Raw genomic sequence first — 14,243 nt, 5'->3', positions numbered from 1 at the left:
AGATAACCCTGCTCTCCGACCAAAAACCAGTGTTCTCCCTGTTGAGCGATAGCGGATAAGTGCGCGCCCATCGGGTTGTCGATTTGCCCCATGATCGATTGCCAGGTGGAGCCGCCATCGTCGGTGTGAAATGCCAAACCGTACGCCCCGACAATCACGCCGTGTTGGTCATCCACGAACTGCAAGGCAAGAAACGGCTTGTCGGCGCCTTCGCTGACAKAACGTTCAGCCGTTTGCACACGTGCGGCGGCTGCATCCTGATCGTTGGCAGAAGGCAGTTGCGCGCTGGCGGCCGCCAGCTCAAGTTGCGCCGCACGCGGGCCATCCAGTTGCACGACCCAGTGTTCGCCCCCGTCGCGGGAGGCCAAGACGACACCGCCATGCCCCACGGCCCAGCCCGTGTTGGCATCGACGAACTGCACCGCCGTAAGGCTGACCGAAACCGGCACGGCGACTTGGCGCCAGCTTGCGCCGTTGTCATCGGAGAGCAGCACGATGCCGCGCTCCCCCACCGCCACCAGGCGTGAACCCGCCCGGGCCAGATCCAGCAGCACCGCGGATGTCGCTTGCGGCACCAGCATCGCCGGGGTGTTCAGTACCTCGCCCACCGCCGCGGCATGCGCAAGGCTCAACGGCATCGCCAGAGGCAACGCCATAAGCCACATCAGCCGACTAACCACCTGACAGATTCTGTTCATTACCGACCTCGAAAAACCGTTAAAAACCGGAACGCGCTCCGCAAACCGCGATCCGGTGTGACTCAACGAACCCCGGCACCCGCCATCGCTGCAGGCGAAAACTCCGAAGCCTTGTAGCGATCCACCATGCCGTACTGCTCTGGCAAACCGGTGTAGACGTTCTGGATAAACCAGGCGCCGGAGGTCAGGTCATAAAAGCCCGAAGACAATTGCGCTTGTGCTGGCAAGTCCGGCAGGACTGCCGGCAACGACCACAAGGTCTTGGCCAGTTGGCCGTTGGCATCCCAGCGGTCGCCCAGCATGGCTTGCCAGGTGTCTTCATCGAGGTAGTAGCGGCCCTTCGGCAACTGGTGACGTTTACCGGGCGCCAAGTCCGCCTCTACGACCCAGACCCGATGCAATTCCCAACGCACGTAATCCGGGTTCATGTGGTGTGCGAGGAACAAGTCCTCAGGTTTGCTGGCGGTTTGCACCTTGTTGGTGTTGTAGGGGATGTACATCTCCTGCTTGCCCACCAGTTTCCAGTTGAAGCGGTCCATGCGGCCCTGGAATACGCTCAATTCGTCGAACGACATCACTCCGGCAGTGGCGGGTGTCGGTGTATCGCAGCAGGCATTCGGCAGCTTGCGCACCCGGCGTTGACCGGTCAGATAAACGTGCGCCTGGGACAGGTCGCCATTGATGTTGGTGCGGCCCAGGATTTGCTCGCCGGCGCGCAACGGTGGCCCGACGTTGAGCAGACGGAATAGCCAGTAGTCACCGGCAAACGATTCCGGCGACCCGTCCTGGTAGTAATACGGCATCTCCTGGATGGCCTTGCCGTCGGTGGTCATCACCTGCTTGCCATCAGCGGTCATCAGGTAATGACGAAAATGCATCGCCACTGAAGTGCCGCGCCAGTTCAGCACGTGGTTCCACATGGCTTCGGCGCCATTGCTTGGCACCGGAAACGGGATGCCGCCAAACGCGCCTTGCGGTACGGGACCAGCACTGCTGTCCACCAGTTTGGCGCGGGTGGCGTTTTTCAGGGTGTTGTCATACACCCACTGCGGCGCGGCGGCAGTGCGCCGGGTCGGGTAAACATCAATGCGGTAGGTGTCGGGGAAACGCTTGAACATTTCCTTGGTGCCGTCGGTGAGTTTGCCGGCGTATTGCGCGAGGTTTTTCGAGGTGATGCTGAACAGCGGTTTGTCCGCGGCGAACGGATCGGAACGTTTACCGCCTTCCTTGTATGAAGGATCGACTTTGGTGTAGCCACCGTCCCAAGCGGGAATTGACCCATCAGCGTTGCCAGCACGCTCGGCACCAAAAGGCGTCAGGCTTTTTGATAATTTCGCCGCGTCTTCAGCCGTCGCCGCCACGGTCACTTGGCTGCCGATGGCCAGGCTGCCCAGCAGTGCGAAGCAAAGGGCTTTGAGCTTGAAGGCTCCGGTCTTTTTAGGGTTGGTCATGCGCAAGTCCTCTTAAAACGTGGTCTTGACGGAGAAAGACAAGTAGTCCCGGTCTTTCAGCGATTGCTTCATGTTGAATTGGTTGGCCCCGTTGAGGTTGGTGTCCTCGGCGCCGTAGTAATGCGTGTAGGTCAGGCCTGCGGTAACGCGGTCCAGGTAGGTGGCGGTAACGCCGATGTTCATGTCGCCGCCGTTGTCCGGGCCGAACGCGCTGATCACAGCGGATTTGCCCAGCGGGAAGTAGCTGATGCCGACCGGAACGCTGATATCGATGCCGGAGAAAAACTGGCGGTAGGTCGGGGTGTAAACCACCTTGAAACCGAGACCGTCATCGGTGACATTCGGGTCCAGGGCGGCGCGGTTTTTAGTGACATTCAGCAACCGGTTCCAGGCCATCTCACCGACGAGTCCCGACTCCTTGGCAATGAAGTTCGGCCCGAAGGAAGCCAGTACGTTGAGGTTGACGTGGGCAGTACGGCCGATGGCGTATAGCGGGTCGCTATCGTTATTGGCTTCAACGCCAGGCAGGACGGTTTGACCGTTGGAAACCAGCGGCATGTTCCAGCGCATCGAGGCTTCACCGGCGAAGCTGTATTCCTCGACGGTGGTGGAAAAACTGGCGCCCAGGGCCTGGATGTCTTCCGGGTACACCCAGTAGTACTCACCGATTTGCCCGGTACTGAAGTTCGGCACACCTGTAGAAGGCTTGAGGTACAACTTGGGGGTTTTGTCGTGGTACTGGATCGCGTAAAGGCCGTATTCGACCGTCTCCGCGTTGTATTTCAACTGCAAGCCGCCCTGCCCCGAACTTTTTGCTTCCTTGTCATTGCCATGGAAGAAGGCCGCCGGGCTGCTGGGATTGCCACCGAGGAACGCTGGAAATGGCGCGCCCACGATCAAGCGTTCGTTGCCTTCGCCGATGGTGTCGCTGGTGGAGAAATAACTACCGGCGCCCGGCAGGCGCGTCTGTTCCCATTCCAGTTGGTAAAAGGCGCCGAGCGACACGGCGTCGGTCAGTTGAAAAGTCCCTGACAGCTGATTGACCGGTCGGGTGATTTCCTTGAACTGGGTGTTGGGGACGGACTGCGCTTTGACCACGTCCACTGGCCCCATGCCACCGGCAATGCCGTTGGCACCGAAGAACAGGCTCTCGCCCCAGACCAACCCGTGGCGCCCGGCGCGCAATGACGTGGCGTGATCGCCTAGCTCGCCGTTCCAGTACACGAACGCATCAAGCAATTCGCCGTCACCGCCGTGCAAGTGGCGGGTGTCATCGGTGAATTCGTCATAGGCTACCGAACGCGCGTTCGCGCGCGCCGGGTCAGTGTTGTCGTTGTCCTGCTGGTATTCGGTGTCGTACCAAGTCGCACCACTGAGGCGCGCGCCGACGTTTTTGAAGGACATATCCAGTTCGGAAAGGATGTCCGTGCGGTTGGAGATCAGGCCCTTCTTGAACGCCCGATCACCGTCGTCCTGGTTGAGTGACACCTGCCCTTCAGTCAATTTGCTGCTGGGATCCTGGAGGCGCCATGCGGCGCTGTACTTGACCGTGTTATCCCAACGCAGGCTGAAATCCGGATTGCCGGTATCCACTTGAAAGGCATGGGCAGCCTGGCTGCACAGCACCAACGCCGCAGCCAAACTGAAACCAAAGGGTGCAAACATGCGGACCGGGCGACGCGCAAGCGTCGCAGTCGTGGAGCTAACCATCGCGTTAACCTCTTGTTTTTATAGTGGTAACTGCTGTGGATGCGTTGGGTCAGATAGGCTCGGCCGTGCGTGCGAGCATCTGCTTGACCAAGCCAATGCGGTCGAAGTCGCGGTCGTGCTGCATCTCTTTGTCGCCGGCCAGCACCGAGCTTTCGCTGATGAATTTGCAGCGCTCGAAACGACGTTCCATGAAGCACTTGAGCTGTTGCTCAATATTGCCTTCACGGATCAATTCCTCACTGAGCACGATGGCATCTTCAATCGCCATGCCGGCCCCCTGGCCAAGGTGCGGCGTGGTGGCATGGGCAGCATCACCGATCAACAGAACGCGGCCGCGATACCAAGGTTCGTCGACAAAAACCACTTCCATCGGCTTGTAAACCACCTGACTGCTGTCGGTGATTTGTTCACGCAGTTCGCCGATCAGGCCGGTAAACCCTTGCAAGCGCTGACGCATTTGCTCGGCCAGGGACGCAGGGTCCATCCAGGGATTGGTGGGTTCATGGGAGGTGAGGAACATGTACATCAGGTCGCCGGCCAACGGCACCAGCCCGGCATTGCCCTCGGCGCTTTGGTAGTTAGCGAGGTGATCAATGTGCGGATCGCGCGGGAAGTTGTAGCGCCACACCGCCTGGCCAGTGAACCTTGGTGTGTAAGTGTCGCCAAACAGCAAGTTGCGAACTTTGGAGAACAAACCGTCGGCACCCACCACCAGGTCGTAACCACCGCTGCTGCCATCGGTGAACAACACCTCAACGCAGTCGCCCAGGTCATTCAGGGATTCGACACTGAGTCCAAGGCGTACTTTGGCGCCCAGTTCGAGGGCGGTTTCGCTGAGCACTTTATGCAGCGCCAAACGGGAGATGCCAACGTTCGCCGGATAGCCAGGCCCTGCCAGACGCTGCCCCGGGATGCGCGCCAGTTGCTGACCGGCCGGGCCATAGATGGCAACGTCTTCAAAGGCATACGCGGCATCGAGATATCCATCGAGCACGCCCAGCTTGGCCATCTCGCGGACCACGTTGCTCTGCTGAATGATGCCGACACCGTAAACTGTCCACTCTGACTTGAGCTCGATCAAATCGACTTCAATGCCTTTGCGCCGCAGTGCGATGGCCGCACACAAGCCACCAATACCACCGCCCACGATCAGAACTTTGTTCACTGCACTCATGGCTTACTCACTTTTATTCTTGTGATTCGATGCAGCGCCGGGCGCTACGTCGTTAGGTCCAGCTTCCCGTCAAAGCAGGGATTTGACTAATCGCGAGTAGGGATGCGATGTATCGCCAAACGCGATACCTCAACCAGCCCCGACAACGCGCTAGACCCACGCATTTCCAGCACCAGCCAGCCCTCCTCCAAACGCCATGGCAACGCGTCCAGCCTCTGGCCCAGACACGGGCCGTAGACACATTCGCCAGTGCTCGGGAGAAACTGCGCACCGTGGGCGTAACAGACGATCAACTGCCCGTCAGCCGACAAAAACCGGTCCTTTCGGTACTCCAGGCGCACGTCCAGATGCGGGCAGCTGTTGCGATAAATCCGCACCTGCCCTTGGTGCACCAAGGCAAAAACACTGTCCTTGCCGCGCTGCAACGGATCGAAACCGCGCGCCTGCCCTTCTGCCAGCTCGTCCATCCGGCACAGGAAAAAATCGCTGTGGGTCATGGTCAACACCCGCACTCAGCCGTGCTTGGGTGGCGGGCCGCCCGGTGCCCATTTTTCTTTCGAATTGAACAGGAACAGCTGCGAGTTATCCGCCGACAGTGGTGCACGGCGGGCCTCCCAGGCGTCATCGTGCTTGTCCATGTCGGCGTCGTATTCGATGTGGCAGCCCAGCGGACTGTTGAAATACCAGAACCAGTTGGAGCCAAAGAGGTGACGGCCAGGGCCCCAGAAACTGGTCCAGCCTTTTTGCTCGAAGCGCGTACCGGCCAACAGCACTTCGGTGCCGCTGCCCATGTGGAAGGTGAAGTGTTCGCAACCCTTCATGTGCGGTGGGGTCTGGATCATGAACAGGCAATGGTGATCATCGGAACCCGCCGGGCGCATGAATGGGCCGGCGCCGATAAAAGTGTCTGTGGTTCTGAAACCCAGACGCTCGGCGTAGAACGCCTCGGCCTTGGCTGCATCGGGGACGAAATACACCACGTGCGACAAGGTTCGCGGCGTGGCATTCATTTCGAGAGTGATGCCCGGCTGGTTAAGTGGACGCTGGGGCGCATGGCCGGCAGCGTTGGTCAGGTCGTCCGGAGCGTTATAGGACTTGCGAACAGTGACCTGAAAGGCGATTGCAAACCCCATGTCGTCGACACTGTGCAGCACGCCGTTGTCATCACGGCTGACCTGACGATCTCGCGCCAATTCATCCTCGATAGCATCGAGGTCAGCCGCGTTGGCGACGCCGTAAACGGTTTCGCGAATCGACGGTGCCGGACCAATGGCCGCTGGCAAATCCGGATCGTCCGCCCGCCGAATGATCACGGCGGTGCCGTCCAATGCTTCAAAGCGCCCGCCGTTGCTGTCGACAGCGACTGGGGCAAGGCCGTAATCACGCAGGCAATCGGTACAGGCTTGGATGTCATCGACGCCAAAGATCAGGGCATCAAGGCCAAGGATGTTCATGGCTACCACTCCATTGAAATTAGTATCCGGACGCGGTTGCCTCAGGCTCGATAGCCCATCAGCAACGCGGGGTGTCCGGTGGTGGTGTCGGCAAGGGCGCCGACTGCTGCGAAGATTGCCGGGCGGTTTGGCAGCTGACTAATCGTGTGTCGGGATGTGACCTATTAGAAAACGCGATACCTCAAAACCTCGGGCGACGCGTTTTTTGGGAGAGGAAAAGAAATAGCGGGAGGCTTGACGCGGTGATGTATTCATCCGAATGTATCGCGAAAATAAATACAAAAGCGGACCTGCCTGATGCGTTTCAACCACCTGGATTTGAACCTGTTGGTCGCACTCGATGTGCTGCTCGAAGAACAGAACATTACCCGCGCCGCCGAACGCCTGCACATGACGCAGTCCGCCACCAGCGGCGTGTTGGGACGCCTGCGAACCTATTTCGAAGACGAACTGCTGGTGCAGGTCGGCCGAAAAATGCAACCCACCCCCTATGCCAGGGAGCTCGCCACGCCGATCCGTGAAGTGCTGCTGACGATCAAGTCGTCGATCACCGCCAAGCCGGTGTTCGACCCCACCACCAGCAAACGGCACTTCCGCCTGGTGACCTCGGATTACCTGATCAGCGTGCTGTTTGCCCAGGTGATTCAGAAGATCCATCAGGAAGCGCCCAACATCACCTTCGAGATGCTCGGCCCTGGCGACAATTCCGGTGAGTTGCTGATTCGCGGTGAGGTYGATCTGATGATCGTACCTGAGCGCTACATTATCGACGGCCACCCTCACAAGCTGCTGTTTGAAGAGGAACACGTCTGCGTGGTGTGGGACGGCAATACCCAGGTCGGCGACAGTCTGACCCTGGAACAGTACATGGACATGGGCCATGTTTCCGTCGGTTTTGGTCGCAGTCGGCACTTGAGCATCGAAGAGTGGTTCATGAACCAGTATGGTTTCAACCGCCGTATCGAGGTCATCACCAACGACTTCAACACCCTGCCGCAACTGGTCGTCGGCACCCAGCGCATTGCCACAATGCACCAGCGCCTGGCGCTGTTGTACGCCGAGCACCTGCCGCTGCGCATCCTCAATCCACCGGTGAAGATCCCTGTCATGCGCGAGGTCATGCTCTGGCACCGCAGCGTCGAGGGCGACCCGATGCACCGCTGGCTGCGTGAACGCATCAGCGAATTTATCCAGCACTTGAAGAATCCTCCTATCGCCCGTCGCGATACCTCCCATCCAGAGTCACGATTGGCGCATTAGTCGGCGCGTCCTTAACGTGCCTTGTGAACGTCAAGGCAACCACAAGGACAACAACAATCATGTTCCGCTACTTTCCAACCAATTATGTGTGGAATCTTTCTGTCGACCTGGCCATCGAGATGGGCGCCCGAATAGGCGAAATCGAAGAGATGTGCGCGCCGTTGCAGGAAGCCGCCCAGCAGCCTGACGCTGCTGGAACCAAGGCGTTCCGCGAAACCTGGGCGAAGATGGCCGACAAACTCTGTGGCCTGGCTGAGGAAGACGAAGGTAATGGCCGGCTGCTGTCCGCAGGCGAAAAGTACAACCGCGCCGCCACTTATTACCTCACCTGCGAACGTCTGCAGGCCCACGGCGCACCGGGCCGAACTGAGCTGTACCAGCGCTTTTTACAGACCTTCAAACGCGGCATCGAATTGTCGCGCGAGAACTGTGAGCGCGTTGAAATCCCCTACGAGGGTAAACATATTTCCGGCCTGCTGGTGCGTGCCGAGGGTGTGACCGGTCCGGCTCCGATCCTGGTGCAGGTCAATGGACTGGATTCGACCAAAGAAATGAAATACCGCGTCGGCCTGCCTGCCTGGTTGGCAAAACGCGGTATCTCATCGTTGATCATCGACCAGCCCGGCACAGGTGAAGCCCTGCGCCTGCATAACCTGATTGCCCGTTTCGACAGCGAGCATTGGGCCAGCCGCGTGGTCGACTGGCTGGAAACCCGAAGCGACGTGGATGCCAAACGTATTGGCCTGGAAGGCGTCTCTCTCGGCGGCTATTACTGCCCACGTGCGGTGGCGTTTGAACCACGGTTTGCCTGCGGTGTGGTGTGGGGCGCAAACCATGACTGGCGCGATGTGCAAAAACGTCGCCTGGAAAAAGAAGGCAGCTTCCCTGTGCCGCACTATTGGGCGCACGTGTGCTGGGTGTGGGGTGCAAAAGACATGGATGAGTTCATGGCCATCGCCGAAAACGTGCATCTGGATGGCGTACTCGATCGCATAAAAGTGCCGTTCCTGGTGACCCATGGCGAGAAGGACTCACAGATACCACTGAAGTGGGCACAACGTACTTACGAGCAACTGGTCAACAGCCCTAAACGCGAGCTGAAGATCTTCACCGAACGCGAAGGTGGTGTGCAGCATTCCAGCTTCGATAACAGCATCAATGCGGGTCACTACATCGCTGACTGGATTGCCGAAACGCTGGGTGGCCACACTGCCTGACAAGCTTCGCGAAGCCTAAAAAAACGCCGGATAACCCTAGGGTTTCCGGCGTTTTTCGTTGACGGGCAAACGGATTCAGTTTGGCGCACGTGTGCCGTGGAACGAGCTGATCTGCCAGCCTTCGGCACCGAGCGACCAGACTTGCGTGGCAAAGCCTTCACCGCGAATCGACTGGTCACCGCCCCGTTTACGCAAGGTGTTGCACTGCGTACCGGTCATGACCGCCAGATGGTCGCCGTAGAAGCGAATCAGCAATTCGCCACGTTCAATGTCCAGATACTGCACGGCGCTTTTTGCGTATTCCAGATAGTCCGCCTTGTCTTGCACCAATCCTGTGGTGTGCACATACACAAGGTCATCGGCGAACAGTTCGGCGACGCGCGAATAATCTTCTTCAACCAGGGCCCGGCGGCGTTCTTGCTCAAGTGCCAGGAGTTGGGTTTTTACAGTGGCGGTGGTCATATGAATGGCTCTCTGTGGATAACGAGCGCGCACCATAGACGCCCGACTTGGCTGATAAAAAATCGCCGATCGCGATGCCAGCCATCGTGACTCGCGATACTCGCCCCTTGAGATCACTCATCGCTGCAAAAGCCCCGGTGCTGCTGACGTACCGCAGCTATTGATGCCATCAATACGCGCGCATTGATGCAAGTTGCTGGTGGTGATCATGGCCGCGCCCTAGCCTCGTTTTGCACAACAATCAGCAAAGTGAAAACGCCATGAACGCCCTGCACCTGAAATGCCAGACCTTGTTTGACGGTACTGGCCTGGAAACCCGTCAACAGCAAACCCTGGTCGTGGAAAACGGTCTGCTGTCGTATGTCGGCCCAACGGCCTTGGCGCCACAACCGCAGCCGGGAGACACCGTTCTGGACGCCGGCGACAATTTTGTCATGCCGGGTCTGGTGGATGTGCACACCCATCTGGCCTTCGGCAACGCACAGAGCGAAGAAGACATTGATATCTGGACCAGTGACGAGTTCCGCGCGCTGCGTGGCATGTTCTTCGCCCAACATGTGCTGGCCGCTGGTGTGACCAGCATGGTTTGCCCAGGCGATAGCGGCCAGCTCAGTATCGCTGTGCGCAATGCAATCGCCGCCGGTTTGTTCGAGGGCCCGCGCATTGCCGCCAGCAGCCGGGTCATTACCAATCGGCAGAGCCTCAATGACTGGTTCCCGAGCCGCGTGGGTGCTCCGGAATATTTTACCGCGCGCCTGGTCACCAGCCGCAGCGAAGCATTGGCGGAAATCCGCAAACAGGCCAAGGATGGTGTCGACCTGATCAAGATCGCCATGGACGGCACCCACCGTCGCCCGAATGGCGAAATCATCGCCGCCTTCACCGCTGAAGAAACCTATGAAATGGTTGAAGAGGCGCATCGCCTGGGCTGTAAAGTCGCGACCCACGCCTATGGCCGCGAAGCGGTGATGTACGCCGCCCGCGCAGGTGTTGATCTGGTGTTCCATGCCTTTTATATGGACGATGCGTGCATTGAAGCCTTGCTTGAAGCCGGCACCATCCTCGCGCCGACCATGACGTTCCCTCAAAACACCGTGGACTTCTGCCAACCCCACGATCCAGCCATCAGCACCGGCTACGCCGGCTATTGCGCACGTACCCTGGAAGTGGGTTCGGCCGTGCTCAAACGTGCCAAGGCCGCAGGCGTGCCTTTCGCTTGTGGCAGCGACAGCGGTTTTGCGGTAACGCCTTACGGCGAGTGGCATGCTCGTGAGTTGGAACTGTTGGTCACCCGTCTGGGCTTCACACCCGCAGAAGCGTTGTATGCCGCCACGGCAGTCGGCGCGCGCTGCATGCCGCGTGGCGAGACCCTCGGCTCCCTCGAAGTGGGCAAGCAAGCGGACTTCCTGTTACTCGACGGTTCACCGCTGCACGACATCCGCATTCTGCAAGACCGCTCGCGCCTTAAAGCCGTGTACAAGGCCGGCCAGCCCGTGCGCATGGAGCGCAGCCCCTACAACCCAAAACAGGTGTCTGATTTCAACTCGCTGAAATGGACAGACCTTTACACCCGCGACCGTGTTACCCAATTGGGCAAGTGGGCTCAATGAGGACCAGCGCCATGCAGCAACTCGACTTATTGACCGCCACCCACATCGCCAGCAGCGCTATCCGCATCGCCCGTGAAACGGGGATTAAGCCCTTGGCCGTCGCCGTGTTGGATGCCGCCGGTCATCCGCTGGCCGTCTTGCGCGATGAGCTCGCCAGTTTTCTTCGACCACAAATCGCCACCGGCAAGGCCCGTGGCTGCCTGGGAATGGGCTTTGGTGGGCGAGAACTGGCCCGACGCGCTCAAGCGATGCCAGCGTTTTTCGACGCCATAAACAGCCTGACTGGCGGCGAGGTTATTCCCGTCGCCGGCGGAGTGTTGATTCGCAATGCCGAGGGGCTGGTGCTCGGAGCCATTGGCATCAGCGGCGACACTTCGGACAATGACGAACGATGCGCTTTACAGGCTATCGACCAGGTTGGGCTGGTGGCGGATAACGGTGATCAGCTGCCCTGCTGATCAAGCAACGCGGCCTGTTCCAGCAAGAGGCCGCGAAACCACAGCATGGCTGGGTCATGGTCTTGATAGGGATGCCATTGCAGCACCTGGACAGCCTCGGGAAAAGCCAGCGGTRTTGGATAGATTCGCAGCGGATAATGCTGAGTGAAACGCTGCGCCTGTCGGCGAAATACGGTGGCGATCCGTGCGGTACCGACGATAAATTCGGGCATCAGTACGAAGCTTTCAAGGGCCACCGCCACTCGCCGTTCAACACCCAGCTCATGCAGGTGCACGGCATCCATTGCCAGATTTCGGCCATCGGCAAACTCGCGGACCACGTGCTCCGCGTCGCAATAATGGGCCAGGCTCAAACCGTCGCTGAACTGTGGCTGCTGAGCACAGACGATGCAACACAGCTGATCACTCATGAGTGGTATGTGAGGGTAAGCCGGGTTCACCCTGCGCTGCGGCACAATCACGCAATCACTGCGACGATAATCGAGCGCTTCGCTGACCACATCACCGTCACGCGGTACAGGCAAGTCCCGCAGGCTCAAGCGCACGCCAGGCGCGACACGAGCCAATTCACGACTGACCGCCGGCAGCAGCACGCCAGCCACGTAGTCAGAAGCCACCAACGTGAAGTGCCGAGTGCAATGGGCCGGTTCAAAATTGACCGGCGCATCGACAATTTCCCGCGTCAGTGCCAGCGCTTGACGCACTTTGGGCAGCAACTCCAAACCCAATGCCGTGGGTTCCAGACGCCGTCCTACCTGAACCAGCAACGGGTCATTGAAATGCTCACGCAAACGCCCGAGCGCCGAACTGGTTGCCGACTGGCCCAGGCACAATCGCTCGGCGGCCCTGCTGACGCTGCATTCGCTCAACAAGGCATCCAGGGCCACCAGCAGGTTCAGGTCGAGACGTCGATAACGCATGCAGTATCCATTGCAGACTGGAAGTATGAGCAACGGGAACAGGGTGCCGTGAGACAGGGACGATGACTAATCGCTTGTCGGGATGCGACCTATCGTTAATCGCGATATCTGGAACGTAGGCGAGCGATCACAAGCGACACCAGTTCAGGTATTCAGGCCTGGGGTCAAGCGTCTACCGGATCGTAATCGTTCACGTTGGAGACCTGGGCATGCATGCGGCCCAACAACTCGATAAGGGTGTCCACTTCCTTGGCTGAGAGCCCGCTGAGCAGGCGTCGCTCTCGTTCCAGTGCAACCTTCAGCACTCGACCATGCAGCGCTTTTCCGCTGTCAGTCAGGCTGACGGTGTAGCGCCGCGCGTCCTTTGAATCAACCTGGCTGCAAATGTGCCCTGCCGCTTCCAGCGTCTGCAATGAACGGCTGACCGCACTCTTGTCGAGCCCGATCGTCTGACAAATTCGATTGGCGGTGATGTCATTTTCCACGGCGAGCATCGAGAGCATTCGCCACTCGACCACACCTATGCCGAAATGCTTGCGATAGCACTGTGAGGCTCCGGCAGAGAGCTTATTGGACAGGAAATTCAGGAGGGCCGGGACGTAACGAGTCAGATTCAGTTGGGATTCTGCGGACATTGAGCGAACACCTTGGATCGGCGGGTCGTTGAATATTAGTTGACACCGCAACTAAATAATCGGAGGATTTCTCTACCGAACGTCACGGGCGATGACCTGCATGATAGGCCGTCGCCCTACCACATAAAAATAATTATCGGGTTTTGATCATGAACTTTTTCAATTTCAGCCCCTTCGTCTTGCTCAAGCAAATGATCGTCCCCCACGTGCCAGCGACCGGCTGACCATCCCCAGCTAACGCTCTCACTCATGCTTTTTTTTCAGCAGCCACTTCAATGTGGAGGGATAAGTCATGCTTCAAGTCAACGTCACCCGCAAAGCAGACGAAGCCGAAGGCATCTGCAGTTTCGAATTATGTGCGGCAGACGGCAGCGCACTACCGGCGTTCGAAGCCGGTGCCCACATCGACATCCACATCGCCGAGGGCCTCACTCGGCAATACTCCTTGTGCAACGATCCCAAGGAGCGCCATCGCTACCTTATCAGCGTGCTCAAGGACCCGAGTTCCCGTGGCGGCTCCAAGGCTATGCACGAGCAGATTCGGTCAGGACAAACGCTGACCATCAGCACTCCGCGCAACCTTTTCCCGCTTGATCGCTCAGCCAACCGACATCTGCTGTTTGGCGGTGGTATCGGTATCACGCCCATGCTGGCCATGGCCTATGAGCTTTCACATCAAGGGGCCGACTTCGAGTTGCACTACTGCTTTCGATCAAGCGAACGCGCGGCGTTCGTTGCAATGCTTGCGCAAACCCCATTCGCCGGTCGCATAAAGTTTCATGACGACAGTGGCGCTCAAATACAGAAGCTGGATGCGTCTGCCTTGCTGGCAACCCCAGACGTTGGCACCCATCTCTATGTTTGCGGGCCGGCCGGTTTCATGAACTACATCCTCGATGCTGCGCAGAACGCTGGCTGGTCGCAGGACCGAGTACATAAAGAGTTTTTCGCCGCAGACCCTATCGATCAAAGCACCAATTCGCCCTTCGAAGTTGAGCTGGCAAGCACTGGCCAGGTTTTTCAGATTCCTGCCGATCGCACCGTGTTCGAAGTGTTGGACGAGGCTGGCATAGCGATCGAGTCATCCTGCGAGCAAGGCGTCTGCGGCACCTGCGTAACCCGTGTACTCAAAGGCATCCCGGAACACCGGGACAAGTTCCTGACCGTGGCTGAACAAGCCGCAAACGACTGTTT

At 58.8% G+C, this 14,243-nt stretch carries 14 protein-coding genes; 5 read left to right on the top strand and 9 right to left on the bottom strand.

What is annotated here, in order from left to right:
- The 6 genes from AC1DSG_RS18565 to AC1DSG_RS18540 form a co-directional block, all read right to left on the bottom strand.
- Positions 1–698 (bottom strand): WD40/YVTN/BNR-like repeat-containing protein (locus AC1DSG_RS18565; protein WP_477792184.1); only part of this gene is annotated, 698 nt, incomplete at its 3' end.
- Positions 699–760: 62 nt separating this feature from the next.
- Positions 761–2,149 carry a DUF1329 domain-containing protein gene (locus tag AC1DSG_RS18560; RefSeq protein WP_477792183.1) on the bottom strand — a complete coding sequence of 463 codons (1,389 nt, stop codon included), beginning with the start codon at positions 2,147–2,149 and terminating at the stop codon, positions 761–763.
- Positions 2,150–2,161: 12 nt separating this feature from the next.
- Positions 2,162–3,859, bottom strand: coding sequence for a DUF1302 domain-containing protein (locus AC1DSG_RS18555; RefSeq protein WP_477792182.1), 1,698 nt, complete (start codon positions 3,857–3,859; stop codon positions 2,162–2,164).
- Between the two features lie 49 nt (positions 3,860–3,908).
- On the bottom strand, positions 3,909–5,033 hold the full coding sequence (locus tag AC1DSG_RS18550; protein ID WP_477792181.1) for an FAD-dependent oxidoreductase: 1,125 nt from the start codon (positions 5,031–5,033) through the stop codon (positions 3,909–3,911).
- A gap of 86 nt (positions 5,034–5,119) precedes the next feature.
- Positions 5,120–5,530: a Rieske (2Fe-2S) protein gene (locus tag AC1DSG_RS18545; RefSeq protein WP_477792180.1), complete on the bottom strand. Its 411-nt coding sequence runs from the start codon at positions 5,528–5,530 to the stop codon at positions 5,120–5,122.
- Positions 5,531–5,545: 15 nt separating this feature from the next.
- Positions 5,546–6,487, bottom strand: a complete 942-nt coding sequence (locus tag AC1DSG_RS18540; RefSeq protein WP_477792179.1) for a VOC family protein — start codon at positions 6,485–6,487, stop codon at positions 5,546–5,548.
- A 297-nt stretch (positions 6,488–6,784) separates the two neighbouring features.
- Here AC1DSG_RS18540 and AC1DSG_RS18535 point away from each other — a divergent pair, with 297 nt between their 5' ends.
- Together AC1DSG_RS18535 and AC1DSG_RS18530 are read left to right on the top strand one after the other, a co-directional pair.
- Positions 6,785–7,747 (top strand): LysR family transcriptional regulator, encoded by a 963-nt coding sequence (locus AC1DSG_RS18535; RefSeq protein WP_477792178.1) that lies wholly within the window; start codon positions 6,785–6,787, stop codon positions 7,745–7,747.
- A gap of 59 nt (positions 7,748–7,806) precedes the next feature.
- Complete coding sequence (locus AC1DSG_RS18530; RefSeq protein ID WP_477792177.1) at positions 7,807–8,964, top strand: alpha/beta hydrolase family protein; 1,158 nt, start codon at positions 7,807–7,809, stop codon at positions 8,962–8,964.
- Between the two features lie 75 nt (positions 8,965–9,039).
- Here AC1DSG_RS18530 and AC1DSG_RS18525 read toward each other — a convergent pair whose 3' ends face one another.
- Positions 9,040–9,426, bottom strand: coding sequence for a nuclear transport factor 2 family protein (locus AC1DSG_RS18525; protein ID WP_477792176.1), 387 nt, complete (start codon positions 9,424–9,426; stop codon positions 9,040–9,042).
- Positions 9,427–9,686: 260 nt separating this feature from the next.
- Here AC1DSG_RS18525 and AC1DSG_RS18520 point away from each other — a divergent pair, with 260 nt between their 5' ends.
- Together AC1DSG_RS18520 and AC1DSG_RS18515 are read left to right on the top strand one after the other, a co-directional pair.
- Positions 9,687–11,036, top strand: a complete 1,350-nt coding sequence (locus AC1DSG_RS18520) for a metal-dependent hydrolase family protein (RefSeq protein WP_477792175.1) — start codon at positions 9,687–9,689, stop codon at positions 11,034–11,036.
- An 11-nt stretch (positions 11,037–11,047) separates the two neighbouring features.
- Positions 11,048–11,494 carry a GlcG/HbpS family heme-binding protein gene (locus tag AC1DSG_RS18515; protein ID WP_477792174.1) on the top strand — a complete coding sequence of 149 codons (447 nt, stop codon included), beginning with the start codon at positions 11,048–11,050 and terminating at the stop codon, positions 11,492–11,494.
- Here AC1DSG_RS18515 and AC1DSG_RS18510 read toward each other — a convergent pair.
- A complete protein-coding gene (locus tag AC1DSG_RS18510) occupies positions 11,479–12,414 on the bottom strand; it encodes a LysR family transcriptional regulator (RefSeq protein ID WP_477792173.1) in 936 nt (311 codons plus the stop codon). The genes AC1DSG_RS18515 and AC1DSG_RS18510 overlap by 16 nt on opposite strands.
- A 164-nt stretch (positions 12,415–12,578) precedes the next feature.
- On the bottom strand, positions 12,579–13,049 hold the full coding sequence (locus tag AC1DSG_RS18505; protein ID WP_477792172.1) for a MarR family winged helix-turn-helix transcriptional regulator: 471 nt from the start codon (positions 13,047–13,049) through the stop codon (positions 12,579–12,581).
- A gap of 292 nt (positions 13,050–13,341) precedes the next feature.
- Here AC1DSG_RS18505 and AC1DSG_RS18500 point away from each other — a divergent pair.
- Positions 13,342–14,243, top strand: a 902-nt coding sequence (locus tag AC1DSG_RS18500) for a PDR/VanB family oxidoreductase (RefSeq protein WP_477792171.1), incomplete at its 3' end; no start/stop codon positions are given.

It is taken from the genome of Pseudomonas sp. P5_A12 (assembly GCF_056400685.1).
The sequence above is the reverse complement of the archived record's forward strand: the minus strand, read 5'-3'. Positions and strand labels throughout refer to the sequence as shown.

Bases quoted from the DNA above. Each gene is read 5' to 3' on its own strand.
- AC1DSG_RS18560 (WP_477792183.1), bottom strand. From the start codon at position 2,149: ATGACCAACCCTAAAAAGACCGGAGCCTTCAAGCTCAAAGCCCTTTGC.
- AC1DSG_RS18555 (WP_477792182.1), bottom strand. From the start codon at position 3,859: ATGGTTAGCTCCACGACTGCGACGCTTGCGCGTCGCCCGGTCCGCATG.
- AC1DSG_RS18550 (WP_477792181.1), bottom strand. From the start codon at position 5,033: ATGAGTGCAGTGAACAAAGTTCTGATCGTGGGCGGTGGTATTGGTGGC.
- AC1DSG_RS18545 (WP_477792180.1), bottom strand. From the start codon at position 5,530: ATGACCCACAGCGATTTTTTCCTGTGCCGGATGGACGAGCTGGCAGAA.
- AC1DSG_RS18540 (WP_477792179.1), bottom strand. From the start codon at position 6,487: ATGAACATCCTTGGCCTTGATGCCCTGATCTTTGGCGTCGATGACATC.
- AC1DSG_RS18530 (WP_477792177.1), top strand. From the start codon at position 7,807: ATGTTCCGCTACTTTCCAACCAATTATGTGTGGAATCTTTCTGTCGAC.
- AC1DSG_RS18525 (WP_477792176.1), bottom strand. From the start codon at position 9,426: ATGACCACCGCCACTGTAAAAACCCAACTCCTGGCACTTGAGCAAGAA.
- AC1DSG_RS18520 (WP_477792175.1), top strand. From the start codon at position 9,687: ATGAACGCCCTGCACCTGAAATGCCAGACCTTGTTTGACGGTACTGGC.
- AC1DSG_RS18515 (WP_477792174.1), top strand. From the start codon at position 11,048: ATGCAGCAACTCGACTTATTGACCGCCACCCACATCGCCAGCAGCGCT.
- AC1DSG_RS18505 (WP_477792172.1), bottom strand. From the start codon at position 13,049: ATGTCCGCAGAATCCCAACTGAATCTGACTCGTTACGTCCCGGCCCTC.